27 protein-coding genes are annotated in these 25,414 nt (G+C 52.9%); 12 read left to right on the top strand and 15 right to left on the bottom strand.

All coding sequences use genetic code 11. The features are described from left to right. Window positions 1-12 precede the first annotated feature (12 nt). Window positions 13-924 (top strand): divergent polysaccharide deacetylase family protein, encoded by a 912-nt coding sequence (locus RTM13_RS09040; protein ID WP_312211931.1) that lies wholly within the window; start codon window positions 13-15, stop codon window positions 922-924. Here the strand turns inward: RTM13_RS09040 and RTM13_RS09035 are convergent. After that, a complete protein-coding gene (locus RTM13_RS09035) occupies window positions 921-1,952 on the bottom strand; it encodes a glycosyltransferase (protein ID WP_312211726.1) in 1,032 nt (343 codons plus the stop codon). The genes RTM13_RS09040 and RTM13_RS09035 overlap by 4 nt on opposite strands. Window positions 1,953-2,183: 231 nt before the next feature. Here RTM13_RS09035 and RTM13_RS09030 point away from each other — a divergent pair, with 231 nt between their 5' ends. Then, window positions 2,184-2,885, top strand: coding sequence for a lipopolysaccharide core heptose(II) kinase RfaY (locus tag RTM13_RS09030; protein ID WP_312211725.1), 702 nt, complete (start codon window positions 2,184-2,186; stop codon window positions 2,883-2,885). A 100-nt stretch (window positions 2,886-2,985) separates the two neighbouring features. Here RTM13_RS09030 and tdh read toward each other — a convergent pair whose 3' ends face one another. After that, window positions 2,986-4,011 (bottom strand): L-threonine 3-dehydrogenase, encoded by a 1,026-nt coding sequence (gene tdh / locus RTM13_RS09025; RefSeq protein WP_312211724.1) that lies wholly within the window; start codon window positions 4,009-4,011, stop codon window positions 2,986-2,988. Between the two features lie 9 nt (window positions 4,012-4,020). Next, on the bottom strand, window positions 4,021-5,217 hold the full coding sequence (gene kbl / locus RTM13_RS09020; RefSeq protein ID WP_312211723.1) for a glycine C-acetyltransferase: 1,197 nt from the start codon (window positions 5,215-5,217) through the stop codon (window positions 4,021-4,023). Window positions 5,218-5,432: 215 nt separating this feature from the next. Here kbl and rfaD point away from each other — a divergent pair, with 215 nt between their 5' ends. From rfaD to rfaL, 4 genes are read left to right on the top strand one after another with little or no spacing between them, the layout of a single operon-like run. After that, window positions 5,433-6,365, top strand: coding sequence for an ADP-glyceromanno-heptose 6-epimerase (rfaD, locus tag RTM13_RS09015; RefSeq protein WP_312211722.1), 933 nt, complete (start codon window positions 5,433-5,435; stop codon window positions 6,363-6,365). A gap of 8 nt (window positions 6,366-6,373) precedes the next feature. Then, window positions 6,374-7,420: an ADP-heptose--LPS heptosyltransferase RfaF gene (rfaF, locus tag RTM13_RS09010; RefSeq protein WP_312211721.1), complete on the top strand. Its 1,047-nt coding sequence runs from the start codon at window positions 6,374-6,376 to the stop codon at window positions 7,418-7,420. 3 nt (window positions 7,421-7,423) lie between these two features. Further along, the gene (gene rfaC / locus RTM13_RS09005) at window positions 7,424-8,383 is read left to right on the top strand and encodes a lipopolysaccharide heptosyltransferase RfaC (RefSeq protein WP_312211720.1); all 960 of its coding nucleotides are present in this window, start codon (window positions 7,424-7,426) and stop codon (window positions 8,381-8,383) included. 31 nt (window positions 8,384-8,414) lie between these two features. Further along, the gene (gene rfaL / locus RTM13_RS09000; RefSeq protein WP_312211719.1) at window positions 8,415-9,629 is read left to right on the top strand and encodes an O-antigen ligase RfaL; all 1,215 of its coding nucleotides are present in this window, start codon (window positions 8,415-8,417) and stop codon (window positions 9,627-9,629) included. A gap of 27 nt (window positions 9,630-9,656) precedes the next feature. Here rfaL and RTM13_RS08995 read toward each other — a convergent pair whose 3' ends face one another. From RTM13_RS08995 to rfaQ, 6 genes are all read right to left on the bottom strand, one after another. Further along, window positions 9,657-10,799 carry a lipopolysaccharide N-acetylglucosaminyltransferase gene (locus RTM13_RS08995; protein WP_312211718.1) on the bottom strand — a complete coding sequence of 381 codons (1,143 nt, stop codon included), beginning with the start codon at window positions 10,797-10,799 and terminating at the stop codon, window positions 9,657-9,659. Window positions 10,800-10,804: 5 nt separating this feature from the next. Continuing rightward, the gene (locus RTM13_RS08990) at window positions 10,805-11,824 is read right to left on the bottom strand and encodes a glycosyltransferase (protein WP_312211717.1); all 1,020 of its coding nucleotides are present in this window, start codon (window positions 11,822-11,824) and stop codon (window positions 10,805-10,807) included. Window positions 11,825-11,829: 5 nt separating this feature from the next. Further along, window positions 11,830-12,843 carry a lipopolysaccharide 3-alpha-galactosyltransferase gene (gene waaO, locus RTM13_RS08985; RefSeq protein ID WP_312211716.1) on the bottom strand — a complete coding sequence of 338 codons (1,014 nt, stop codon included), beginning with the start codon at window positions 12,841-12,843 and terminating at the stop codon, window positions 11,830-11,832. Between the two features lie 64 nt (window positions 12,844-12,907). Further along, window positions 12,908-13,705, bottom strand: a complete 798-nt coding sequence (gene rfaP / locus RTM13_RS08980; protein WP_312211715.1) for a lipopolysaccharide core heptose(I) kinase RfaP — start codon at window positions 13,703-13,705, stop codon at window positions 12,908-12,910. After that, the gene (locus RTM13_RS08975) at window positions 13,698-14,822 is read right to left on the bottom strand and encodes a glycosyltransferase family 4 protein (protein ID WP_312211714.1); all 1,125 of its coding nucleotides are present in this window, start codon (window positions 14,820-14,822) and stop codon (window positions 13,698-13,700) included. Before RTM13_RS08975 ends, rfaP begins: the two co-directional genes overlap by 8 nt. Then, on the bottom strand, window positions 14,819-15,889 hold the full coding sequence (gene rfaQ, locus RTM13_RS08970) for a lipopolysaccharide core heptosyltransferase RfaQ (RefSeq protein WP_312211713.1): 1,071 nt from the start codon (window positions 15,887-15,889) through the stop codon (window positions 14,819-14,821). Before rfaQ ends, RTM13_RS08975 begins: the two co-directional genes overlap by 4 nt. A 320-nt stretch (window positions 15,890-16,209) precedes the next feature. On the opposite strand from rfaQ, the gene waaA reads away from it, so the two are divergent. After that, window positions 16,210-17,487, top strand: a complete 1,278-nt coding sequence (gene waaA / locus RTM13_RS08965; RefSeq protein WP_312211712.1) for a lipid IV(A) 3-deoxy-D-manno-octulosonic acid transferase — start codon at window positions 16,210-16,212, stop codon at window positions 17,485-17,487. Window positions 17,488-17,496: 9 nt separating this feature from the next. Next, window positions 17,497-17,976: a pantetheine-phosphate adenylyltransferase gene (coaD, locus tag RTM13_RS08960; RefSeq protein WP_312211711.1), complete on the top strand. Its 480-nt coding sequence runs from the start codon at window positions 17,497-17,499 to the stop codon at window positions 17,974-17,976. Between the two features lie 49 nt (window positions 17,977-18,025). Here the strand turns inward: coaD and mutM are convergent, their stop codons facing one another. From mutM to radC, 4 genes are all read right to left on the bottom strand, one after another. Beyond that, on the bottom strand, window positions 18,026-18,835 hold the full coding sequence (gene mutM / locus RTM13_RS08955) for a bifunctional DNA-formamidopyrimidine glycosylase/DNA-(apurinic or apyrimidinic site) lyase (protein ID WP_312211710.1): 810 nt from the start codon (window positions 18,833-18,835) through the stop codon (window positions 18,026-18,028). Between the two features lie 74 nt (window positions 18,836-18,909). Continuing rightward, on the bottom strand, window positions 18,910-19,077 hold the full coding sequence (gene rpmG / locus RTM13_RS08950) for a 50S ribosomal protein L33 (protein WP_003024094.1): 168 nt from the start codon (window positions 19,075-19,077) through the stop codon (window positions 18,910-18,912). A 22-nt stretch (window positions 19,078-19,099) separates the two neighbouring features. Next, window positions 19,100-19,336, bottom strand: coding sequence for a 50S ribosomal protein L28 (gene rpmB / locus RTM13_RS08945; protein ID WP_002436699.1), 237 nt, complete (start codon window positions 19,334-19,336; stop codon window positions 19,100-19,102). A 216-nt stretch (window positions 19,337-19,552) separates the two neighbouring features. After that, window positions 19,553-20,248 carry a RadC family protein gene (gene radC, locus RTM13_RS08940; RefSeq protein ID WP_312211709.1) on the bottom strand — a complete coding sequence of 232 codons (696 nt, stop codon included), beginning with the start codon at window positions 20,246-20,248 and terminating at the stop codon, window positions 19,553-19,555. A 172-nt stretch (window positions 20,249-20,420) separates the two neighbouring features. Here radC and coaBC point away from each other — a divergent pair, with 172 nt between their 5' ends. From coaBC to slmA, 3 genes are read left to right on the top strand one after another with little or no spacing between them, the layout of a single operon-like run. Next, window positions 20,421-21,632 (top strand): bifunctional phosphopantothenoylcysteine decarboxylase/phosphopantothenate--cysteine ligase CoaBC, encoded by a 1,212-nt coding sequence (coaBC, locus tag RTM13_RS08935; protein ID WP_312211930.1) that lies wholly within the window; start codon window positions 20,421-20,423, stop codon window positions 21,630-21,632. Beyond that, window positions 21,610-22,068, top strand: a complete 459-nt coding sequence (gene dut / locus RTM13_RS08930; protein ID WP_312211708.1) for a dUTP diphosphatase — start codon at window positions 21,610-21,612, stop codon at window positions 22,066-22,068. The genes coaBC and dut overlap by 23 nt, the downstream gene beginning before the upstream one ends. A gap of 39 nt (window positions 22,069-22,107) precedes the next feature. Continuing rightward, window positions 22,108-22,704, top strand: a complete 597-nt coding sequence (slmA, locus tag RTM13_RS08925; RefSeq protein WP_042393345.1) for a nucleoid occlusion factor SlmA — start codon at window positions 22,108-22,110, stop codon at window positions 22,702-22,704. A 44-nt stretch (window positions 22,705-22,748) separates the two neighbouring features. Here the strand turns inward: slmA and pyrE are convergent, their stop codons facing one another. Further along, entirely contained in the window at window positions 22,749-23,390 is a 642-nt protein-coding gene (pyrE, locus tag RTM13_RS08920; RefSeq protein WP_312211707.1) for an orotate phosphoribosyltransferase, read from the bottom strand. Window positions 23,391-23,585: 195 nt separating this feature from the next. Further along, window positions 23,586-24,302 (bottom strand): ribonuclease PH, encoded by a 717-nt coding sequence (rph, locus tag RTM13_RS08915; RefSeq protein WP_312211706.1) that lies wholly within the window; start codon window positions 24,300-24,302, stop codon window positions 23,586-23,588. A gap of 124 nt (window positions 24,303-24,426) precedes the next feature. Here rph and RTM13_RS08910 point away from each other — a divergent pair, with 124 nt between their 5' ends. After that, the gene (locus RTM13_RS08910) at window positions 24,427-25,290 is read left to right on the top strand and encodes a YicC/YloC family endoribonuclease (protein WP_312211705.1); all 864 of its coding nucleotides are present in this window, start codon (window positions 24,427-24,429) and stop codon (window positions 25,288-25,290) included. Window positions 25,291-25,414: the final 124 nt, after the last annotated feature.

The following is a 25,414-nucleotide window of genomic DNA, read 5'->3' as shown; positions in this document are numbered from 1 at the left end:
TTTTTCGTGATTATGACGCTTCTGCCGTTTATTGTTCCGGCGCACGCCGGCAAGCTCTCCATTGTCATTGATGATTTCGGCTATCGCCCGCATACGGAAAACCAGGTGCTGGCGATGCCCGCCGCGGTTTCCGTTGCCGTGCTGCCTAACGCCCCACATGCCCATGAGATGGCCACTAAAGCGCACAATAGCGGCCATGAGGTGCTGATCCACCTGCCGATGGCCCCCCTGAGCAAGCAGCCGCTGGAAAAAGATACCCTGCGCCCGGAGATGAGCAGCGACGAGATCGAGCGCATCATTCGCGACGCCTATGGCAAAGTACCCTATGCCGTTGGCCTGAATAACCACATGGGCAGCGCCATGACCTCCAGCCTGTTTGGCATGCAGAAAGTGATGCAGGCCCTGGAGCGCTACAACCTCTACTTCCTCGACAGCATGACCATCGGCAACAGCCAGGCAATGCGCGCCGCCGCCGGGACGGGCGTGAAGGTGATCAAGCGTCGGGTATTTCTTGACGATACGCAGAACGAAGGTGATATCCGCCGCCAGTTTAACCGGGCGGTGGATCTGGCCCGCCGCAACGGCTCGGCGATCGCCATTGGCCACCCGCACCCTACCACCGTGCGCGTATTGCAGCAGATGATCTACAGCCTGCCGGGGGATATCACTCTGGTGCGCCCGAGCAGTCTGCTTAACGAACCGCAGATCGACACCTCCAGACCAAATCTGACGCCGCCTGCTGGCAACGGGCAACAACCCGCCGCACCGCGCAATCCATTCCACGGCGTGAAGCTGTGTAAACCGAAACAGCCTCTACAGCCGGTCTATGCCAGCCGCTTCTTTACCGTACTGGGCGAAAGCATCAATCAAAGTTCGATCACGGCCTGGTTCCAGCAGCAGTGGCAGGGCTGGGGCCAGCGTTAACCGAGCTTTAACGCTCTACGGGCGATACGGTGGTGCGACAGCGATTTATCGCGCCACTTGTAGAGCCGCAGAGACCAGAGCAGCGCCTGGTAGGCCAACTTGACGCTGCGTACGTTGGTAAGCATCCGGCGGAACATCCCCGAAGTGAACACCTCGGCAATCATGCGTTGCTGGGTCAGGGTGTCCGGCTCTTTACGCAGCGAATGAAACACGCGCAGCGCCTCATAGGTTATCTGCTGGCGGAACTCCGGATAGATAGGGATACGATCCGCATAGTCGCGGTTTAGCTTATCCAGCAGGCGGGTGATTTTGATGTAGTGCCGCTGATAGGCGAGGTTTTTCTCTCCCTGCCGTTTGAGTCGGCTTACCGAGGCGTCATGCAGGAAGTATTTATAGAGGGACTCTTCGGTATAGCGCACCCGACGGGCATTAAACATGCACTCGGTAGACCACACGATATCCTGATGATGTAGGCCAGGCACAAAGGTCAGCCCGCACGCCTCAAGCATTTGCCGACGATACACGCCCATCCACACGACATGTGTCCAGCGGCGGGAGGCCAGCGCCATGCGCAGCCAATCCGGGCCGGTCAGCACTTCCGTAGAACGCAGGCGGTCAAGCGGGATCGATTGCCAGCTGTGTCCCGTCTCGCTGTCGCACCAGTCGGAGTTGCACTGGGCCACATCAAGGTCATCCTGGAGCGCCATAGTCATTAGCGTTTCATACATTCCGGGATAGGTGAGATCGTCTGCATCAACAAAAGCGACGTACTCTCCTGTCGCCTCCTTCATGCCACGATTTCGTGCGACCGAAGCACCCGCATTCGCCTGATTAATCAGTCGGATATGCGGATATTTTTCAGCATATCGCTGCGCTATCCCAACGGAGCAGTCTGTTGATCCATCATTAACGATAATAATCTCCAGCGCAGCCCAGCGTTGCGCCACCAGCGACTCCATACAGGCGGCAAATGCTTCGCCAGCATTATAGAGAGGGATAATGACGCTCAGTTTGCCTGAATGAATCATCTTAATAATCACCTGCTTAACAATGGATATGCGGTCACATTTTATGCGTCGTTTCTTAAGGCAACCTTAAGCTGCCGCACGGTTTGTTGTTCCGGTTGATTTTTAGGAGAGAAAATAAGAATGCATTAAGAATAAGCAGTTATTGTTAAGCTTTGACGACAACAGATTACGGCGGGTTAAGGTATGATACTGCGAGAAATTATTGTATGTAACCACCCGATCGGAAGTGATATGGCTATCGTTACCAGTAAAGAAAACGGCTTCACTATTTATGAAAAGGAAACGGAGGTCCGCTTTGGTGAGGTCTTAAAAGAGTATCTGGCGGGGAAGCTGCCATCCACGTCGTTAGGCAGCGGCAACGAAGATAGAACGGTCGCCGTAGTGGAGTATAAAGGTAAAAAGTACATCGTTAAAAACGATCGCGAAAAAGATAAACGGTTGGAGAAACGGCTGCAAAACTATCTTTCCGGCCCGTTCTTCTCGAAGCTGATTTACGCCACCGATCGCGCTATCGCCCAGGGCTATACCGGAACGGCCGATCTCTATTATGTCGCGGAAAAAATGGTCGGGCGCGAGTGTGTTGATGTCTATACCATTCATGAATATGTCGAAGGAACGCCCCTTAGGGCAATAGACGATTCTAATCGCGAAGAGATAAAAAACTGCATTTTGATGCTGCATCGCGCTGGGCTTGCATCTAATGATATTCACGCTGGGAATTTTATTCGCACGCCAGGGGGCAAACTGAAGATTATCGATCTCTCCTGCCGCGGCAGTATGCGCGTATGCCAGGCGAACGATATTCTCACGCTGCGCAAAAAATACCATATCGAGATAGAGGGCCAGGGTGCGGTGTACCGTCTGATCCAGCTAAAAGAAGATATTCGCAAGCTTTCACGCAAGCTGCGAGGCAAAGCCACCTCGCATTCCTGACCTGCGCGAGCTACTTGCGCCATGTCGTCACCTGCCGGTGATGACATGGCGCCCCGGTAAGCGTAGCGCTACCGGGGGAGTACTGGAAGACGGCCTGCCCTTAATCCCAGTTCAGGATCACCTTTCCGGACTGGCCGGAGCGCATGGCGTCAAAGCCCTGCTGGAACTCATCGATGCTGAAACGGTGGGTAATGAGCGGAGTGAGATCCAGCCCGGACTGGATCAGCGCCGCCATCTTGTACCAGGTTTCAAACATCTCACGGCCATAGATGCCCTTGATAAACAGCCCCTTGAAGATGACCTTGTTCCAGTCGATAGACATCTCCGACGGCGGAATCCCCAGCAGCGCAATGCGGCCGCCGTGGTTCATGGTATCGAGCATGGTACGAAACGCCGGCGGTGCGCCGGACATCTCAAGACCCACGTCAAACCCTTCGGTCATGCCCAGCTCGGCCATCACCTGATCCAGACTTTCGGTCGCCACGTTAACCGCCCGGGTGACGCCCATTTTGCGCGCCAGATCCAAACGGTACTCGTTGACGTCGGTGATCACCACATGGCGTGCGCCAACGTGCTTCGCTACCGCCGCCGCCATGATGCCGATAGGACCCGCACCGGATACCAGTACGTCTTCACCCACCAGATCGAAGGAGAGCGCGGTGTGCACAGCGTTACCAAACGGATCGAAGATTGCCGCCAGCTCGTCAGAGATGTTATCCGGAATTTTAAAGGCGTTAAACGCTGGAATAACCAGATATTCGGCAAAGGAGCCAGGGCGGTTAACGCCGACGCCAACGGTATTACGACAGAGATGAGTCCGGCCACCGCGGCAGTTACGGCAGTGCCCGCAGGTAATATGGCCTTCGCCGGAGACGCGATCGCCGATCTTAAAGCCTTTGACCTCCTGGCCAATGCCGACCACTTCCCCAACGTACTCATGACCAACCACCATCGGGACCGGAATGGTTTTTTGTGACCACTCGTCCCAGTTGTAGATGTGCACATCTGTGCCGCAGATCGCGCTTTTACGGATCTTGATCAGCAGATCGTTATGGCCCACCTCTGGCTCTGGCACGTCGGTCATCCAGATCCCTTCCTGTGGTTTCAGCTTGGATAACGCTTTCATCTTTAATCCTCAGGCAATCACGCCAAGTTGTTTACCGATGCGGGTGAAGGCCTCCACCGCACGTTCAATCTGTTCAGGGGAGTGGGCCGCCGACATCTGGGTACGAATGCGCGCCTGGCCTTTCGGCACCACCGGGAAGAAGAAACCGGTAACGTAGATCCCCTCTTTTTGCAGCTCACGGGCAAAGTTCTGCGCCACTACCGCATCGCCCAGCATCACTGGGATAATGGCGTGATCGGCTCCGGCCAGGGTAAAGCCCGCAGCGCTCATTTTTTCACGGAACAGGCTGGCGTTAGCCCACAGCTTTTCCCGTAGCTCCGCGCCGGATTCCAGCATCTCCAGCACCTTGATGGAGGCGCTGACGATTGCCGGGGCCAGCGAGTTGGAGAAGAGATAGGGACGCGAGCGCTGGCGCAGCCACTCCACCACCTCTTTACGTGCCGCCGTATAGCCGCCGGATGCGCCGCCGAGCGCCTTGCCCAGCGTGCCGGTGATGATATCCACCCGGCCCATCACCTCGCAGTATTCGTGGGTGCCGCGCCCATTGACGCCAACAAAGCCCACCGCGTGGGAGTCATCAACCATCACCAACGCGTCATACTTATCCGCCAGGTCACAGACGCCCTTCAGGTTGGCGATGACGCCATCCATAGAGAAGACGCCGTCGGTAGCGATCAGCACCTGTCGCGCGCCAGCGTCGCGCGCCTCTTGCAGACGCGCCTCCAGCTCCTGCATGTCGTTATTGGCGTAGCGGTAGCGTTTGGCTTTGCAGAGGCGGACCCCGTCGATGATAGAGGCGTGGTTCAGGGCATCGGAGATAATGGCATCTTCCGCGCCCAGCAGCGTCTCGAACAGGCCGCCGTTAGCGTCGAAGCAGGAGGAGTAGAGAATGGCGTCTTCCATGCCAAGGAACCCGGCCAGCTTCTTCTCAAGGGCTTTGTGGGTATCCTGCGTGCCGCAGATAAAACGCACCGAGGCCATGCCGAAGCCGTGGCTGTCCATCCCGGCCTTCGCTGCGCTGATGAGATCCGGATGGTTCGCCAGACCGAGATAGTTGTTGGCGCAGAAGTTGATCACCTGGCTGCCGTCGGCAACGGTGATATCAGCCTGCTGGGCCGAGGTGATAATCCGTTCTTCTTTAAACAACCCTTCCGCCCGGGCGGTTTCAAGGTCGCTGTTCAACCGTTGGTAAAAATCCCCACGCATTGCAATTCTCCAGACTGGGCAAATTTCAGCACATCTTACCGAAAGCATTACGCTGATACGAGATGATGCCGCACCGGTTGTCGTTTTTGCAGTACAAATCACGTACGGCCCGCCGGGATTGCGGTGAAGAGCTGAAGGGTCGGCAATGTAATGGTATGATAAAGGTATTCATGCCTGAGATTGTCTCAGTGCTTCCACCTTCAAAGGTTACAGTTATGATTATCGTTACCGGCGGCGCAGGCTTTATCGGCAGCAACATTGTCAAAGCGCTCAATGACAAAGGCATCACCGACATTCTGGTGGTCGATAACCTGAAAGATGGCACCAAGTTCGTTAATCTGGCCGATTTGAACATCGCCGACTATATGGATAAAGAAGATTTCCTTATCCAGATTATGGCGGGCGAAGAGTTCGGCGACATTGAAGCCATCTTCCACGAAGGCGCATGCTCCTCCACCACCGAGTGGGATGGCAAGTATATGATGGAAAACAACTATCAGTACTCCAAAGAGCTGCTTCATTACTGCCTGGAGCGCGATATACCGTTCCTGTACGCCTCCTCAGCTGCAACCTACGGCGGACGCACCAGCGACTTTATCGAATCCCGCGAGTACGAGCAGCCGCTGAACGTCTACGGCTACTCTAAGTTCCTGTTTGATGAGTATGTGCGCCAGATCCTGCCAGAAGCGAACTCGCCGATCGTCGGCTTCCGCTACTTTAACGTCTATGGTCCGCGTGAAGGCCACAAAGGCAGCATGGCCAGCGTCGCCTTCCACCTCAACACCCAGTTGAACAACGGCGAAACGCCGAAGCTCTTTGAAGGCAGCGACGGCTTCAAGCGCGACTTCGTCTACGTAGGCGACGTCGCGGCGGTAAACCTCTGGTTCTGGGAAAACCGCGTCTCTGGTATCTACAACCTGGGTACCGGCCGTGCTGAGTCTTTCCAGGCCGTGGCCGATGCCGCGCTGGCGTTCCACAAGAAGGGCGAGATTGAGTACATCCCGTTCCCGGAGAAGCTGAAAGGCCGCTATCAGGCGTTTACCCAGGCGGATCTCACCAATCTGCGTGCGGCAGGCTACGACAAGCCGTTTAAAACCGTTGCCGAAGGCGTAGCGGAATATATGGCCTGGCTGAATCGCGACGCGTAAGAACCTGCATGAAAATTTTGGTGATAGGCCCGTCATGGGTGGGCGACATGATGATGTCGCAAAGTCTCTATCGCACGCTTAAGGCGCGCTATCCCCAGGCGACAATCGACGTGATGGCACCCGCATGGTGTCGTCCGCTGCTGTCGCGGATGCCGGAAGTGAATGAAGCGATCCCTATGCCGCTTGGGCATGGGGCGCTGGAGCTTGGCGCGCGTCGTCGTCTTGGTGTGAGCCTGCGCGAGCGCCGCTACGATCGCGCTTACGTGCTGCCCAACTCTTATAAATCTGCCCTTGTGCCCTTCTTTGCCAATATCCCCGTACGCACCGGCTGGCGTGGCGAGATGCGCTACGGCGTGCTTAACGACGCCCGGGTGCTGGATAGGCAGGCCTGGCCGCTGATGGTTGAGCGTTATGTGGCGCTGGCCTACGATAAAGGCGTGATGGAATCGGCAAAAGATCTGCCCCAGCCGCTGCTCTGGCCCCAGCTGCAGGTGGATGAGAGCGAACAGCGCCGTACCTGTAACACCTTCGGCATCCTGACCGATCGCCCCATCATCGGCTTCTGCCCCGGCGCGGAGTTTGGCCCGGCAAAACGCTGGCCGCACTACCACTACGCCGAGCTGGCGAAACAGCTGATCGACGAAGGCTATCAGGTGGTGCTGTTTGGCTCTGCGAAAGATCACGGCGCGGGGAACGAAATTTTAGCCATGCTCAACCTTGAGCAACAGGCTTGGTGCCGCAATCTGGCCGGTGAGACGCAGCTTGAGCAGGCGGTCATTTTACTGGCGGCCTGCCGGGCAGTGGTCACCAACGACTCCGGTCTGATGCACGTTGCCGCCGCGCTTAACCGCCCGCTGGTGGCGTTGTACGGACCCAGTAGCCCGGACTTTACCCCACCGCTGTCGCATAAGGCTCGCGTGATCCGTCTGATCACCGGCTACCACAAAGTGCGTAAAGGCGATGCCGCAGAGGGCTACCACCAGAGCCTGATCGATATTCAGCCCGAGCAGGTGCTGGAGACGCTGAACGGCTTGCTGCTGGATGAAGAAGGCTAACGAATGCGGGTACTGATTGTAAAAACATCGTCGATGGGTGACGTATTGCATACCCTGCCCGCCCTGACGGATGCCATGCAGGCGATCGCCGGGATCCGCTTTGATTGGGTGGTAGAGGAAGGTTTCGCCCAGATCCCCTCCTGGCACGAGGCGGTGGATCGCGTAATTCCGGTGGCTCTGCGCCGCTGGCGTAAAGCCTGGTTCTCCGCACCGGTAAAAGCCGAACGCCGGGCGTTTCGTGAGACCCTGCGGGCGGTTCACTATGACGCAGTCATCGACGCGCAGGGGCTGGTCAAAAGCGCAGCGCTGGTCACCCGGCTGGCGCATGGCCTGAAGCACGGCATGGACTGGCAAACCGCTCGCGAGCCGCTAGCCAGCCTTTTCTACAACCGCCGTCATCATATTGCAAAGCAGCAGCACGCCGTGGAACGCACCCGGGAGCTGTTTGCGAAAAGCCTGGGCTACCGCAAGCCGCAGACCCAGGGCGACTATGCCATTGCCAAACATTTAGCGACTAATCTGAATGCTGATAGAGGCCAGTATGCAGTATTCTTGCACGCAACCACACGGGATGATAAACATTGGCCGGAAGCCAACTGGCGAGAGCTGATTAGCTTACTTGCGGAGTCTGGCGTACGTATTAAGTTGCCCTGGGGGGCGCCTCATGAGGAAGCACGGGCAAAAAGGCTGGCGCAAGGGTTTGATTACGTTGATGTCTTGCCACGAATGAGTCTTGAAGAAGTGGCTCGCGTGCTGGCAGGGGCAAAGTATGTGGTATCGGTTGATACAGGCTTAAGCCACCTGACTGCAGCGCTCGATCGCCCAAATATTACTTTATATGGTCCTACCGATCCTGGACTGATTGGGGGATATGGAAAGAATCAGACAGAATGCCGATCTGCCAATAAGAGTCTTGCTAGCTTACCCGCATCTACTGTACTTGATCAGCTACTGTCAAAATAATGTGCTTTCGTAACTATACGTTGGAGAAGAGATGGCCTTAACCTTGCTTTTTGGTAGTGAGAAAAAAGACTGGAATGTGTATTGGAACAGAGCACTTATATTCTTGTTTATCGCCACCTATTTTTTAAACGGTATTACACGATATAAACATCTTATTGTCATCCTGATGACCATTACCACAATTGTGTATTTATGCAAGCAGCCACGACATTATTTAACAATATTTAAAAGTTTTCTTTTTGCCAGCGTTATTTTTCTGACAGCGACAGCTTTTCTCTCACTGCTTCATACGCCAGAATTTAAAGCTAGCCTAAAGGCTATAAACAACTCGATTGTTGAAAATACACTGTTATGTACGCTTGTTATTCCTGTTTTGCTGCGGAATGAAACTAAATCAACGATTTCAAAACTTCTCTTTTTCTCATTTTTGACTTCACTAAGCTTACGCTCGCTAGCTGAGCTTGTTTCCTATTATCAGGATTATCAGCAAGGCATTATGCCCTTTTCAGACTACAGGCATCGTACGATCTCTGACTCACTGGTGTTTCTATTCCCCGCACTTTTAAACCTATGGCTTATCAAGTCAAAGGGATACCGAATTGCCTTTTTAGTATTAAGCGCAGCTTATCTTTTCCTGATGTTGGGTACGCTGTCACGCGGAGCCTGGCTGTCCGTATTGATTGTCGGGCTAATCTGGACTCTACTTTATAAACAGTGGAAATTGTTAGCGACAGGAGCAATAGTTGCCGCCGTTTTCCTGAGTGCAATTTTCATGAGCAAAGATACACCGTCGAAGCTAGTATTCAAGCTCCAGCAAACCGACAGTTCCTATCGTTACACTAACGGTACCCAAGGAAGCGCGTTTGATTTAATTATGGAAAACCCCGTTGTTGGATACGGCTTTGGCAATAAGGCTTATGATAATGTATACAACAAGCGTGTTGTAGACTATCCTGGCTGGATAATGAAAGAATCAATTGGCCCGCATAACCTGGCACTGTTTGTCTGGTTTGGTATGGGTCTGTTAGGGCTGGCCGCTCTTCTCTTGATATACGCAGGCATTATCAAAGAGTGTGTATCAAACGCCTTTAGGGGCGATCGCTACTCGCCCTATAATGCCTATATAATAATTTTGCTATCTTTTATTGGCTATTTTATTATCCGCGGTAATCTGGAACAGATAGAGTTGGATCTGTTAGGGATTTTTGCCGGATTCCTGCTAGCCATGAAAAATAAAACTGCATGACAGGAAAAAGCTACGTTAAGTAGCTTTTTAACCAAACCAGTCGTGCAACACTTTTTCAAAGCTCTCGGTAACGCTGTTCCAGCTATAGTGGTCATATACGTAATTTTGACCACGCTTAGCGATATCCGAGAGCTCACTGTTTTGCAATACAGCCATAATATCCTGAGCAATTGATTCTGCCGTCATTGGTTCTGACAAATGATAACCAGTATGACGATCCTTAACAAACTCAACCATTCCTCCGCGCGTACTAACCAGTACAGGCTTTCCTGCACCCATCGCTTCAATCGCTACCATACAAAATGGCTCTTTGAACTGAGAAGGAATGACGACTAAATCACCCAGAGAGTAGTAGTGATGCATTGCTTCGGGAGATATGCTTCCCAACATAACGCAACGATCGTTAAGCCGCTCCGCTATCTCTCTGACATCTCGTTGATAAGCGCCTTTATCACTTTTACTCGCTTCCATATGATCGCCAACAACAACGAGTTTTACATTTTTTTGTGCGGCAATAACTTTTTCAAATGCCTGTAAAAGCAACAGGACACCCTTATCAGGAACAATACGTCCCGCATAAAAGATGACTTTTTCATCTGCTTTAATATTGAGATCGGACGTTAGCTTGGGTTTATCAGCAGATTGATAACAGTCTAAATCAATACCGTTAGGTACAATAACAATGTCTGCCTGTGGCAAAAACGATTGATAATAATTTTTTAAGAATAAGCTTGGCACAATCATCTTAACATCAGGATCAAGCCCTTTTGGCTCAAACGCATTATGCATATGTATCACAACTTTCGCCTTGGGAGCACGCTGACGAATTTGCCGATATAACTTCATACTGTTATGCACAACTATAACGCTATTATCAGTTATCTGAAAATCTCGGGCAATATTCAGTATTCGCTGTGAATAGGGCAGCGGATCTAATCGCGTCCATTTCTGAAAAATACGTTTATAGATACGGCTAAATCCTATACGATGGATACTACAGTTGGTATTTACAACTGAATAATCAGAGTAACCTTCGTTTTTAATACATACAATACGGTTAGGGATAGTGGTTCGCTGCGCAACCTGATACATCCATGTCTCCACTGCGGCAGCGCCACGCGGAGGTATGGAGAAAATAGGCGTAACCGTAAATATGATTTTATCAATCATTAAGCTCAACCCTTCATTAAATTATATTTTATTGCTGCACAAAGGCCATCGAAGAACTTGTTTTGATAAAGCAAATGCTTATACCTTTCCCGATACTCATGCTTTTGCTCTGCTGCTTGATAGGGTCTTATCTTCCAGGGCGAAATTTCATAAACACTGCGGAAAAACTGCGCTGAAGGGTAGTCTGCCCAATCATGCCAGGGCTTTGTGACGCCGGTGTAGTGAATAAAAACTGTCTGATCATTAATAAACGAATTATAATAATTTCTATCTTTTTTCTCAAACTCTGATTTTAAGGTATAAATAGTATTGTATGATCTCGGCAATATTTTCACATGATGTAAAAACATAATGTTTAAAATATCCTGATCGGGGTATTTTATATTTTTTGTAATGTTATTATCGGAAAGAAGTTCAAAGAACTTCTCTGTTAAATGGGATGTAAGCCATTGGCGTAAATTTATATACATTACACCGGAGTTAAAGTAGTTTCCTTTAAACTCATCATTCTGCAAGCGTTCAGCGCTTTTCTTCTGCATCGAATCAACATCAACGACAACGGCACCATACTCGCTGCTAAACTCCATCGCCGCCAGCTCATGTAAAGAGCCTTTGCATGTAACATCAGCATCGAGATAAAGCAATTTATCAAGCCGCTCTGAAAAATAATCAAAAGAGAGTAGACGATAATAGATAGATACTGGCCAAATATTCGTTTTTGGCAATGAGGTTAATGGTTGAGAGTCAATATGGTATAGTTTTATTACCGTTTTATATTGATCCGCCAACTGCGTTAGCAATTCAACGTAGTCACCGTCTAAGAAATCGCTGATGATGTGAAAGGTAAATTGAATATTTTGTTGTTTATTATTTTCAAGAATTGATGCAATAGAGATTGCAGCTCCAACCTGATAGTTTTTATCAATACCCCATGAAATATTAAAAGTCTCTCGGTCATCACACGCTACCGTGCGCTTATCCAATACCACTATGTCTTTGAACCGGGTGAGTTTTTTAAAATCCACTTTTCTTATCCCTTTATAACTTTGGCTCTATAGTAGTTAAAATAGCTTCGCAATCCTTGTAAATACTTTTTTTGATTAAATTTATGTTTTGCACAGTATCTAAATTGATTGCTATTCATGGGGTTAAGTAACGCTACGCTATGCCATGGGGATTCTGCTTTTGCCGTCAGAAAGCTCTGTGAAACGGGATACTGCGCCCACTCATGCCAGGGCTTGGTAGGCCCCACATAGTGAATAAAAACAGTCTCATCGTTAACAGGGTTGATTACATTACGCTTCAATTCATAGTTAATGCTAAAGCGTGTATTATATTTGCCGCTGATAAATTTCACTTTTCCAACGAGGAGAACATTCAAAACGTCCTGATCGAGATGCGTGATTTTTTCGGCCCATTCCGGTATGCGAAGCATCTCTATCGCTTTAGAAGAGATATCGTGATTATGCCATTCATTGATGTTGATTAATAAAAAGCCAGCGTTAAAATAGCCAGACCTTAGCTCTGGGGTTGAAAGCCTTACTGCACGATTGCTCCACCACTCGTCACCTCTCTCTGTGACCGCAGCAGCAATTTCATTCTCTGAGAATGGGTAATCAACTAATTCCTGTAGACTTCCTTTGCATGCAATATCAGCATCCAAATAAAGCAGCTTATCTATCTTATGATAAAAGTAGTCTGCAATAACAAAACGAAAATAGGTCGCATAAGACCAATTCTTTGTCGAAGGCAAAGATTTTAGCTTTTCACAGTCAATTAAATAGATCTTTATCGATGTTTTATACTGTTCAGCTAACTGCGAAAATCGAACTTTATCCTCATCGCTTAAAGAGTCTGTAAATACATGAAATTTAAAGGATAAAGTTTTGTTGCTTAAGAGGATTGAGGCAATGGCCACTCCACATCCAAAAATGAAGTTCTTATCAATACCAAAAGCTATATTTAAACTATTTTCGGATGTCTTTGTTTGAGAATCGTATTCAAACATAGAAAGGATGACATTTTCATCGCTGAGCTGAGACATTTTTGACTCTTATCCAATAAAGTTGAAAAATTACTAAGACTTGCAGACCCTTTGCACTGAGAAATCATAATGATTTGCGAATTGTTCTTTCGCGAATTTTATTTGCTTTCTCTCTAGCCTGGCGAATTAACTCATCTTGCTGGCGAAAAATTTCCTTGAGTGGCACGCCAAAATAGATTTTCATAAATCGCCAGACATCCCGCTCTGTTAATCCAATGTTCATTGAGGAGAAATAGAGACCAATAAGATCCTTATCGCGCCAACGCTGTGGAACGCGGCGGCGGATCTGCGCCCGGTGAAGATCGATTATCGACAGCTTTAAATCACGCTCTTCCCCAGAAAAGGGCAGGTGCAGCAGGAAGTGGCACAGGTAACAGTCACGATGGTTAACGCCGGCCTGATGCATCTTGCGCACCATCATGGCCACACGGCGAATAAGCATCCGCTTAACGTGCAGATCGGGCGGATTCACGCCCCAGTCAGCGCAGTAGTCTTCAAGGCTAATCGTTGGAGTCAGATCCTCGGTAATAATAAACGAGGTTTTCGTTAGCGGATTGGCCCCTTTCTCACCAAAGCCAACGCCATGCATAGTATCGACGCCGCACTCGCGCAGGCGATGGATCGCATTCCACTCCCGGTCAGCTCCCAACACCGGCATGCGCAGAGAGAGTAAGTTTTTGGCTATTTCTTTTACCGAGGTACCCTGATGCCACTTCAGGAAGTAGCTCTTGCCAGCCAGCTCAAAGCGGATCGTTCTGCGCGTTTCAAGCTCGCGGAATACGTCGCCCTGCAATTTTTTCACTTCGGCAAAGGCATCTTTACCGCGCCATAAGGTGGCCAGCGGCTCTTTCAGTTCAACCATTCACTTCACCCGTTATCATATCAGCGACCTTTTCCGGCAGGCTGTAGAGATCCTGCGTATCCGCATAGTGACGAGCATTAGTCGCCCACTCGCTCAGGCGCAACGGCATACCCAGCGCATCGGCCAGCGTTTTGTTGAGTACTGCCTGCGAAAACGGCTCGTTAATCACCACACCACAGCGGGCATCCGCTATATAGGGCGCGTAGCCACAGACCTCGGTCACAATCACCGGTAGTCCTGCCGCCACCGCCTCCAGCAGGACAATGCCTGCCGCCTCCTGTTTCGCAGGATGCACAAGCAGGTCCGCTGCGGCCATCAGTTCGGCCACGTCGCTGCGTCCGGCAAAGAAGTGTACATTCTCTTTTATGCCCAACTTTGCGGCAAGCACAGCGAAGGGCCCAGGTTTATCCTGCCCGACAACAAACAGCAGCGTATTTTGCCGCAGCGCGTCAGGCAGCGCGGCGATGGCCTCGATGGTGCGCGCCACACCCTTACGGTTAAAATCTGACCCTACCTGTAGAACAAAGTTCTGAGCTTCACCGATACGATTTTTCTCCCGATAGACGCGACGGCTGTCGGGTATCTGCTGGGTATATTTACGATCGGGATAGATGCCGGGCGGGAGGATGTGAAAACGTTCAGGCTCGGTCTGATAGTGACGCTGGAAATCAGCAATCTGTTTATCAGTTAGCATCAACAGCTGCGTCTTATTACCCTGTTCAAAGGTTGCGCGCTCGAAGGCTGCATAGTGGCGGTAACGTGAAGTCAGGCGATAGAAAAAGCCCTTCTCCTGTGCCACCTTCTCGGCATAGCAGACGTCTGCCGCGTAGTAGATATCGAGGCCTGGCATCTTGTTAAAACCCACCACCCGCGCCACGGGGTGCTGTGCAAGGTGCGCTTTTACCCACTGATAATACTCTGCGTTGCGTCCGTGGTTAGTGCGCTTGCGGACCGGAACGATAATCAGCTCAAACTGTTCGGGGCATTCGCCCTGCCAGGACTGAGTGTAGACGCGCACCTGGTGGCCGCGCCCTGCTACCGTCTGGGCAATGCGCATAAAGTCACGCTGTAGCCCACCAAACGGGAAGTATTTGTAGAGGCAGAAGGCGACGATCATAAGGAGCCACCTGCCTGCCCGGCAGAATGGCGCGGTGAGAGCAGCGTTCGGGCAGCAGCAATGACCTCCTCTGCCGGGATCGCCGAGAGGTAGCGCCGGTTGCGATCGAGCTGGTCACGCGTCGGCATTGGCTGGTAATTCCCGGCCCAAAGCACGATGGCGTCATCTGACCAGGGACGCCAGGCAATATGATCGGTTGCGCCAAACAAGGCGATAATTTTCGTTTTTACCGCCGCAGCGATATGCATCGGTGCAGAATCGACGCCGATAAACAGCGCGGCATGATCGATAAGCGCAGCCAGCTCAGGAAAACGCGTTTTCCCTGCCAGCGCGGTCACCGGTCGCGTTTCACAGGCGCTGGCTATCTCTTCCACACAGTCCAGGTCATCCGCGCCCGGGCCGGAGGTAAGCACCACTTCATAGCCCTGATGATGCAGAGCATCAATGACCTGGGAAAACTTGCTGTTATCCCAGCACTTGAAGGCCTGACGCGCCGTGGGCTGGATCACCACATAATGTTCTCCTACCCCGGCAGCAGTGAGCTGCTCACGCATCGCCTGCCAGTTTTGCCCGGTATAGCTCATGGTTAGCTCGCGGCAATCCTCGGCGATCCCTAGTGGACGCAGTGCCGACAGGTTGCGCTCAACAATGTGATCGCCAATGACGGGAGCATGATGAGTAAAGCTTTTGCGCCAGAAAGCCGCCTGCCGATGGGGGAAATCCTGGGAAATCTTGACGCGGGCAGGCAGGCAGCGCACCAGCGGAGCGGCCATCCACTGGTCAGTCAGATTGACGATAAGATCGTAACGGTTAGCGCGCAGCTGTTTGAGCACATCCACAAAGTTAGTGATTTTCTCTCCGGCTGTGGCTTTTTTATTTTTGAGGCCGTAGAGCGCGTTGATCTCTGCGTTTTCTGACAGGATAGGAATAGTATCCTGATAGAGCAACACGTCGATTTTCGCGTCAGGGTAATGGCGTTTCAGGGTGCTTACGACGGGCGTCGTGAGAAGCATATCCCCATGAAAGCGCATTTTTATCAGCAGAATTCTTTGAAATGGCTTTTCCACAAGCGGCTCTTATCCGTTGATGATGACCAGTATAGACAACAATAAGCACGCTACCGCCCAGGCTTACCAGCTACCTGTGCACCGTAACGCGCCCATTTTTGCGCGCTAGTGTAGCATTTCTTACTGTCCAATCCGACACGAATGTTTTTTCAGCAAGCCGCTGATTTAAACTAACTTTATAAAATTACTACAAAAAAGCATGCGTTTTAGGATTCATCGCTTGCGAGAGAGGGGATTTGCAGCGAATTCGGCAAAAGTGATGGCATTGATGCGGCTAAATACATAGAATTCCCAGCACATCCATCAGCCAGTTGCGTACTATGCTTCAATTGCTTTACACCACTCTTTTCTACCTGATTCAGCCGTTTATCTGGCTGCGTCTCTGGGTGCGTGGTCGCAAAGCACCGGCCTACCGCAAACGCTGGGGCGAGCGTTACGGCTTCTATAAGAAACCGCTTAAGCCCGGCGGCATTCTGATGCACTCCGTTTCCGTAGGCGAAACCCTGGCGGCAATCCCGCTGGTTCGCGCCCTGCGCCATCGCTATCCCGATCTGCCGATTACCGTCACCACGATGACCCCAACCGGCTCAGAGCGCGTGCTCTCCGCTTTTGGCAATGACGTTCAGCACGTCTATCTGCCCTACGATCTGCCGGACGCGCTCAATCGTTTTTTAAACGCCGTGGATCCGAAGCTGGTATTGGTGATGGAGACCGAGCTGTGGCCGAACCTGATTGCCGCTCTGCACAAACGCCAGATCCCGCTGGTGATTGCCAACGCTCGTCTCTCTGCACGCTCGGCTAAAGGCTATGCAAAGCTGGGCGATTTTATTCGCACCCTGCTGCGCCGTATCACGCTGATCGCCGCCCAGAACGAAGAGGATGGCGAGCGCTTTATTGCCCTTGGGGCAAAGCGTAACCAGCTCACCGTCACCGGCAGCCTGAAATTCGATATCTCGGTGACGCCCCAGCTCGCCTCCCGGGCTGTGACGCTGCGTCGCCAGTGGGCCCCGCATCGTCCGGTCTGGATCGCCACCAGCACCCACGAAGGCGAAGAGAGTGCGGTTATCGAGGCACACCAGACGCTATTGAGAGAGTTTCCTAACCTGCTGCTGATTCTGGTTCCGCGCCATCCGGAACGCTTCCCGGACGCCATCAACCTGGTGCGGCAGGCGGGCCTGAGCTATATCACCCGCTCGTCGGGAGAGGTCCCCTCCAGCAGCACCCAGGTAGTGGTAGGCGATACCATGGGCGAGCTAATGCTGCTCTACGGCATTGCCGATCTCGCTTTTGTTGGCGGTTCGCTGGTAGAGCGCGGCGGGCATAACCCGCTTGAGGCCGCCGCGCACGCTATCCCGGTGCTGATGGGTCCGCACACCTTCAACTTTAAAGATATCTGTGCCCGTCTGACCCAGGCCGACGGTTTGATCACCGTTGCGGACGTCGCCTCGCTGAGCAAAGAGGTCGCCTCCCTGTTGACTGATGAGGACTACCGTAACTTCTACGGCCGTCATGCGGTAGAGGTCCTCTATCAAAACCAGGGCGCGCTGCAGCGTCTGTTACAATTGCTGGAACCCTATCTGCCACCAAAAGCCCATTAAGGTTTTTATATGCAAAAGCGCGCAATTTACCCTGGCACTTTCGATCCGGTCACTAACGGCCATATCAATATCATTACCCGGGCCGCGGGCATGTTCGATCGGGTTATCATGGCGATTGCCGCCAGCCCAAGCAAAAAGCCGCTCTTCTCCCTGGAGGAGCGCGTTGCTCTGGCACAGGAAGCTACCGCCCATATTGAAAACGTTGAGGTAATTGGCTTTAGCGATCTGATGGCGAGCTTTGCCCGCGACCAGCAAGCAACGATCCTGATCCGTGGTCTACGGGCCGTGGCCGATTTTGAGTATGAGACCCAGCTGGCGCATATGAACCGCCACCTGATGCCAGAGCTGGAGAGCGTCTTTCTGATGCCTGCCAAAGAGTGGTCGTTTATCTCGTCGTCGCTGGTAAAAGAGGTGGCACGTCATCAGGGCGACGTGGCTGACTTCCTGCCGACAAACGTGCATCAGGCACTTTTGCAGAAGCTTCGGTAGGATTCGCTATGCCGGGCGGCACTGCGCTTGCCCGGCCTACATAATGCGACTACTTCTGGCAGTTACGGCAGTAGAAGGTGGCGCGTTGGGCGTGCTTGGTCGCCACGATGGGCGTCGCACAGACGCGGCAGGGCTCGCCTTTGCGCCCGTAAACCTGTAGCTGCTGGGCAAAATAGCCCGGCTTCCCGTCGCTTTGCAGAAAGTCTTTTAACGTTGTCCCGCCCTGCTCTATCGAGCGCAGCAGCACCGCCTTAATCACCTGCACCAGGAGGGCATACTCTTCATGAGAGAGTGACGAGGCGAGCCGGTCCGGGTGGATCCCGGCGGCAAACAGCGATTCGCTGGCGTAGATGTTGCCTACCCCCACTACCAGCTTGTTATCCATCAGCCAGGGTTTAATGGCAGTTTTCTTTTTCGCACACTTCTGCTGTAGATACTCTGCATTGAACGCATCGCTCAGCGGCTCCGGCCCCAGGTGCGCCAGCACGTTATGCCCTTCCAGCTCTTTAGTCCACAGCCAGGCACCAAAGCGGCGCGGATCGGTGTAGCGCAGCACTTTGCCGTTGCTCATCACCAGATCGACATGATCGTGCTTCTCGGCAGGCAGATCGTGGGGGAGGATGCGCAGGCTGCCGGACATGCCGAGGTGAATGATGATCCAGCCGTCGGGCAGCTCCAGCAGCAGATATTTTGCCCGCCGCTGTACGCTAAGCACTGGCTTATCGCTCAGGCGGTGGATCTCGTCGGAAACGGGCCAGCGCAGGCGGCCATTGCGTACCACTGCGTGCAGGATAGTTTGACCCACCAGGTGCGGCTCTATACCGCGGCGGCTGGTTTCTACCTCAGGTAATTCAGGCATGTTTCCTCCGTTAAGGATACACAGAATGCAAAAAACCCGGCCGAAGCCGGGTTTCTGTACAAGAAAACTAAAATTTATTTAATTTTAGCTTCTTTGTAGAGAACGTGCTGACGGACAACTGGATCGAACTTTTTCAGTTCCAGTTTTTCCGGCTTAGTACGTTTGTTCTTCGTAGTGGTATAGAAGTGACCAGTACCAGCAGAAGAAACCAGCTTGATTTTCTCACGAATACCTTTAGCCATGATTTATTTCCTCTTTAAGTACTTAGTACTTTTCGCCACGGGCACGCAGTTCAGACAGAACTGTATCGATGCCTTTCTTATCAATTACACGCATACCTTTAGCAGATACGCGCAGGGTGACAAAACGCTTCTCGCTCTCAACCCAGAAACGGTGAGAGTGCAGGTTCGGCAGGAAACGGCGTTTAGTCGCGTTCAGTGCGTGGGAACGGTTATTACCGGTCACCGGACGCTTGCCAGTAACTTGGCAGACTCGGGACATGTCTATTCTCCAAAAATCAAATTAGCTCGAGCTTCGTATAGGGTTTTGACGCCTCGTCAGGCTGTAAGGCCCGGTCACGGCGGTTCAGTGTGAACTCGCGATTGCCAGGCCCAAATGCCAAACCCGAGATTCTCAAAGGTGGCGTAGTATACGCTGTGTCGGCTGTGTGCTCAAGTCCCGAACAGACAAAGATCCCGCTGGATCGCGCGGGGTGGTTTAAATCCAACCACGTTCAGCAAATGAAACCCACTCTCCCCGGCCTACAACGAGGTGGTCTAATACACGGATATCCATGAATTCACAACATTTTACCACACGTTCAGTGATTTGTTTATCAGCAAAACTGGGTTCTGCATAACCCGAAGGATGATTATGGGCAAGGATCACGGCGGCAGCGTTGATCGCGATGGCTTCCCGGACAATTTCCCGCGGATGAACCTCAACGTGGCTTAACGTGCCGGAAAAGAGGCGGCTGTGCCTGAGCACCCGGTTCTGGTTATTGAGATAGATGACCAGAAAGATCTCGCGCGGCTCCTCGGCAAGCTGGCTTTGTAGAAACGCTCTGGTGGCCTGCGGGCTGTCCAGCGTCAGCGCCTCTTGAATACTAGAAGCATGATAGCGGCGCGCCAGCTCGGCAATGCCTTTGAGCTGGGCAAACTTTGCCACGCCGATTCCCGATACCTCGGCAAACTGTTGCGCATCCGCAGAGAGCAGATCGTAAAGCGAACCGAAATGCGCGACAAGATATTCGGCAAACGCCATCACGCTGCGCTCCGGCGTACCGGTACGCAGAAACAGCGCCAGCAGTTCGATGTCGGTGAGGGATGCTATTCCCAGGCGCAGCATCTTCTCGCGGGGCATCTTTTCACGCGGCACGTTCTCATATGCCGTCAGCGATCTCGCCGTTTCCATAGCGCTCCTCCCTGTGAAAACCCTATTTTGCCACGGCGCGATCGGTGGTTCGACCTGCGGTTTTCGCTTTTGCGTGGCAGCTCGTAAAGGGCGTGATGCGCAAAAGCACCTCACTTTACAGAGTGTGATAAAATGCTCACCTTCTGGTGAAACCCAACAGGAATGAATCATGATGAGCCTGGCCGGTAAAAAAATTGTTCTCGGCGTGAGCGGCGGCATTGCTGCCTATAAAACGCCGGAGCTGGTACGTCGTCTGCGCGATCGCGGCGCAGAGGTGCGCGTGGCAATGACAGAGGGTGCCAAAGCCTTTATCACCCCCCTGAGCTTGCAGGCGGTATCGGGCTATCCGGTTTCCGATAGCCTGCTGGATCCGGCTGCCGAAGCGGCAATGGGGCATATCGAGCTGGGCAAGTGGGCTGACCTGGTGATCCTCGCCCCGGCAACTGCCGACCTGATTGCCCGCGTGGCCGCCGGTATGGCTAACGACCTGGTCACGACGATCTGCCTGGCCACGCCGTCACCCGTCGCGGTCGTACCGGCGATGAACCAGCAGATGTACCGCAACGCCGCCACGCAGCATAATCTGAGCGTGCTGGCCGCCCGAGGCCTGCTGCAGTGGGGGCCGGACAGCGGCAGCCAGGCCTGCGGTGACGTTGGACCAGGCCGCATGCTCGACCCGCTCACTATTGTCGATCTGGCCGCAGCGCATTTTTCGCCTGTCAAAACGCTGCAACATCTGAATATCATGATTACCGCTGGCCCGACGCAGGAACCGCTGGATCCGGTGCGCTATATCACCAACAAAAGCTCCGGCAAGATGGGCTTTGCCATTGCCACCGCCGCTGCCCGTCTTGGCGCGAACGTGACGCTGGTGAGCGGCCCGGTTTCGCTGCCGACGCCGACAGGAGTGACGCGCATTGATGTCATGACCGCACTGGAGATGGACGCCGCCGTACAGGCTCAGGTTCAGTCGCAGCAGATTTTTATCGGCTGTGCTGCCGTCGCTGACTACCGCGCTGCCGCCGTTGCCGATGAGAAGATCAAAAAGCAAGGCGATGAAATTACAATAAAAATGGTTAAAAACCCGGATATCGTTGCCGGTGTTGCCGCGCTGAGTACGAACCGCCCCTATGTGGTAGGGTTTGCCGCCGAAACAAATAATGTGGAAGAATACGCCCGGCAAAAACGTATCCGCAAAAACCTTGATCTGATCTGCGCCAACGACGTATCTGGTGAAAATCAAGGCTTTAACAGCGACAGCAACGCATTACACCTTTTCTGGCAGGACGGCGACAAAGTCTTGCCGCTTGAGCGCAAAGCACTTCTGGGACAACTACTACTGGACGAGATCGTTACCCGTTATGATGAAAAAAATCGACGTTAAAATTATGGACCCGCGCGTTGGCAAAGCGTTTCCGCTGCCAACCTACGCCACCTCCGGCTCTGCCGGTCTTGACCTGCGAGCCTGTCTTGATGACGCCGTAGAGCTGGCTCCGGGCGCAACAGTGCTGCTGCCAACCGGCCTGGCTATTCACATTGCCGATCCGTCACTGGCCGCCGTGATTTTACCACGCTCGGGCCTTGGCCATAAGCATGGCGTGGTGCTGGGCAACCTGGTTGGCCTGATTGATTCAGATTACCAGGGGCAACTGATGGTCTCCGTCTGGAACCGCGGCAAAGAGAGTTTCACCATTGAGCCGGGCGAACGTATTGCACAGATGGTATTTGTGCCGGTGGTGCAGGCAGAGTTCAACCTGGTAGAGGAGTTTGACAGCTCTGAACGTGGTGAAGGCGGCTTCGGCCATTCCGGGCGTCAGTAGGTCGCCTCATCCTTATATCATCCAGGATGCGTCTAAAAGATGGCAGAAAAACAAACCGCGAAAAGGAATCGTCGCGAAGAGATACTTCAGTCTCTGGCACTCATGCTTGAATCCAGCGATGGCAGCCAACGCATTACCACAGCCAAGCTGGCGGCGTCGGTTGGCGTCTCCGAAGCAGCTCTTTATCGTCATTTTCCAAGCAAAACGCGCATGTTTGACAGCTTGATCGAGTTTATCGAAGATAGCCTGACGACGCGTATCAACTTAATCCTAAAAGATGAGAAAGATACGCTGGCACGCCTGCGACTTATTATTCAGCTGATTTTAGGTTTCGGCGAGCGTAATCCGGGGCTGACGCGGATCCTCACCGGTCATGCACTGATGTTTGAGCAGGATCGCCTCCAGAGCCGTATTAACCAGCTGTTTGAGCGAATTGAGTCGCAGCTGAGGCAGGTTCTGCGCGAACGGAAAATGCGCGAGGGCGAAGGCTTTACCGTGGATGAAACGTTGCTGGCGAGCCAGCTACTGGCCCAGTGTGAAGGTATGCTGTCGCGCTTTGTACGCAGCGAGTTCAAATACCGGCCTACGGACGATTTTGACGTCCGCTGGCCGCTGATGGTCGCTCAGCTACATTAATCCATAAGCCCGGTAAGCATTCGTGCCACCGGGCAGTTTAACGCTTAAACCCCAAACTCTTCCCGATACGCCTGCACCGACGCCAGATGGTTCGCCATCTCTGGGCGCTCTTCCAGATAGGCAATCAGATCCTTCAGGGTAATGATAGAAATTACCTGGCAGCCGTAGTCGCGCTCGACCTCCTGAATCGCGGAGATATCCCCGCGCCCGCGCTCCTGGCGGTCAAGGGAGATCAACACGCCAGCCAGCGTCGCGCCATTAGCCTGGATAATCTCCATTGACTCACGGATAGCGGTTCCGGCGGTGATCACGTCATCCACCAGCATCACGCGGCCCTGCAGCGCGCTGCCGACCAGATTGCCGCCCTCGCCATGGTCTTTGGCCTCTTTGCGGTTGAAGCAGTAGGGCACGTCACGTTCGTGGTGCTCCGCCAGCGCCACCGCCGTCGTAGTGGCAATGGGAATACCTTTATAGGCTGGGCCAAACAGCAGATCAAAGTCGATACCGGAATCTACCAGCGCTTCGGCATAGAAACGGCCTAACAGTGCCAGATCGCGCCCGGTATTAAACAGCCCGGCGTTGAAGAAATAGGGGCTTTTACGCCCGGATTTCAGCGTAAACTCGCCGAACTTAAGTACCTGCTTGTTAAGCGCAAACTCAATAAACTGGCGCTGATACGGTTTCATGGTTCTGCTCCTCATTTCACATTCATTCTTACATTATGATTACGCTAAATAATTCGCGCAGCATCGCGAAGGCAACGTAAGTTATCCCCAAGAGCATAGATAACTATGTGACTGGGGTGACTAACGGCAGACGACAAAGAGGCTGCGTGAAGTATGACGCGTAAAAAAAAGGGCGACTCAACGGTCGCCCTTAAATCAATTCTCTAACGCCGCCTTCTGCGTCGCTACGATGGATTCAATCCCCTCTCTGGCCAGCGCCAGCAGCGAGAGCAGCTCCTCATGGGTGAACGGCTCGCCCTCGGCGGTGCCCTGCACCTCGATCATCCGGCCATCTTCGGTCATTACTACGTTCATATCGGTTTCAGCGGCGGAGTCTTCAACATACTCCAGATCGCACACCGCTTCGCCGTTGACGATGCCCACGGAGACCGCTGCAACCATCCCTTTCATCGGGTTGGTCTTCAGCTTGCCTGCGGCAACCAGCTTGTTCAGCGCATCTGCCAACGCCACGCACGCCCCGGTAATAGAGGCGGTACGCGTACCGCCATCGGCCTGGATCACATCGCAGTCGAGGGTAATGGTGAATTCACCCAGCGCTTTTAAGTCTACGGCAGCGCGCAGAGAGCGGGCGATCAGGCGCTGAATCTCCAGCGTACGGCCGCCCTGCTTGCCTTTCGCGGCTTCACGCGGGTTACGGGTATGGGTAGCGCGCGGCAGCATGCCATACTCAGCGGTGATCCACCCCTGGCCCTGGCCTTTCAGAAAACGCGGCACGCCTTCATCAATAGAGGCGGTACACAGAACTTTAGTGTCACCGAATTCAACCAGCACGGCACCTTCAGCGTGTTTTGTATAGTTTCGGGTCAGGGTGACGGGACGCACCTGATTAGCGCTACGGCCTGCTGGACGCATGATGATTTCTCCGGCTTCTACGAATGTGGCTGCGCATTATACGGACTAAATACGCTTATTCCTATCTTGAGAAGGCCCCGAAAGCTATAATCCCCCCATCTCCTCTTTAAAAACAGGAACGTCTATGATCCGCAGTATGACAGCCTACGCCCGGCGTGAAATCAAGGGTGAATGGGGCAGCGCAGTCTGGGAACTGCGCTCGGTTAACCAGCGCTATCTGGAGACCTGGTTCCGCCTGCCGGAGCAGTTCCGCAGCCTTGAGCCGGTGGTACGCGAGCGTATCCGCACCCGTCTGACCCGCGGCAAAATCGAATGTAACCTGCGTTTTGAGCCGGATGCCGGCGCCCAGAGCGAGCTAATCCTGAACGAAAAACTGGCTAAGCAGCTGGTATCTGCGGCGAACTGGGTCAAAATGCAGAGCGACGAGGGTGAAATCAACCCAGTTGATATTCTGCGCTGGCCAGGCGTGATGGCCGCCCAGGAGCAGGATCTGGATGCGATTGCCGCTGAGATCCTCGCCGCGCTGGACGGCGCGCTGGATGACTTTATCGTCGCTCGTGAGACCGAAGGCCAGGCGCTTAAGAGCCTGATCGAGCAGCGTCTGGAAGGCGTTAGCGAAGAGGTGACGAAAGTACGCGCCCAGATGCCGGAAGTGCTGAAATGGCAGCGCGAGCGTCTGGTAGCCAAGCTGGAAGATGCCCAGGTGCAGCTGGAGAACAACCGCCTTGAGCAGGAGCTGGTGCTGATGGCCCAGCGCATCGACGTGGCCGAAGAGCTGGACCGCCTCGACGCGCACGTTAAAGAGACCTACAACATTCTGAAGAAGAAAGAGGCCGTTGGCCGCCGCCTGGACTTTATGATGCAGGAGTTCAACCGCGAGTCGAACACCCTGGCGTCTAAGTCTATTAATGCGGATATCACGACCTCTGCTATCGAGCTGAAGGTACTGATTGAGCAGATGCGCGAGCAGATTCAGAATATTGAGTGATGCTTAAAGCTATCTCTTTTTATGCCATCTAAATGAAAAGGTCATTGTAAAAAATGGCCTTTTTCTTTTTATGATATTGCTTACCGCATTACTACTGTACTTAAAAATAGTCGTCCATTTTTCG

The sequence above is a fragment of the Pseudescherichia sp. genome, from assembly GCF_031979925.1.
Taxonomy (GTDB): Bacteria; Pseudomonadota; Gammaproteobacteria; order Enterobacterales; family Enterobacteriaceae; genus Pseudescherichia.
Note: the sequence above shows the minus strand (reverse complement) of the source record. Positions and strands in the feature narration are given on the sequence as shown.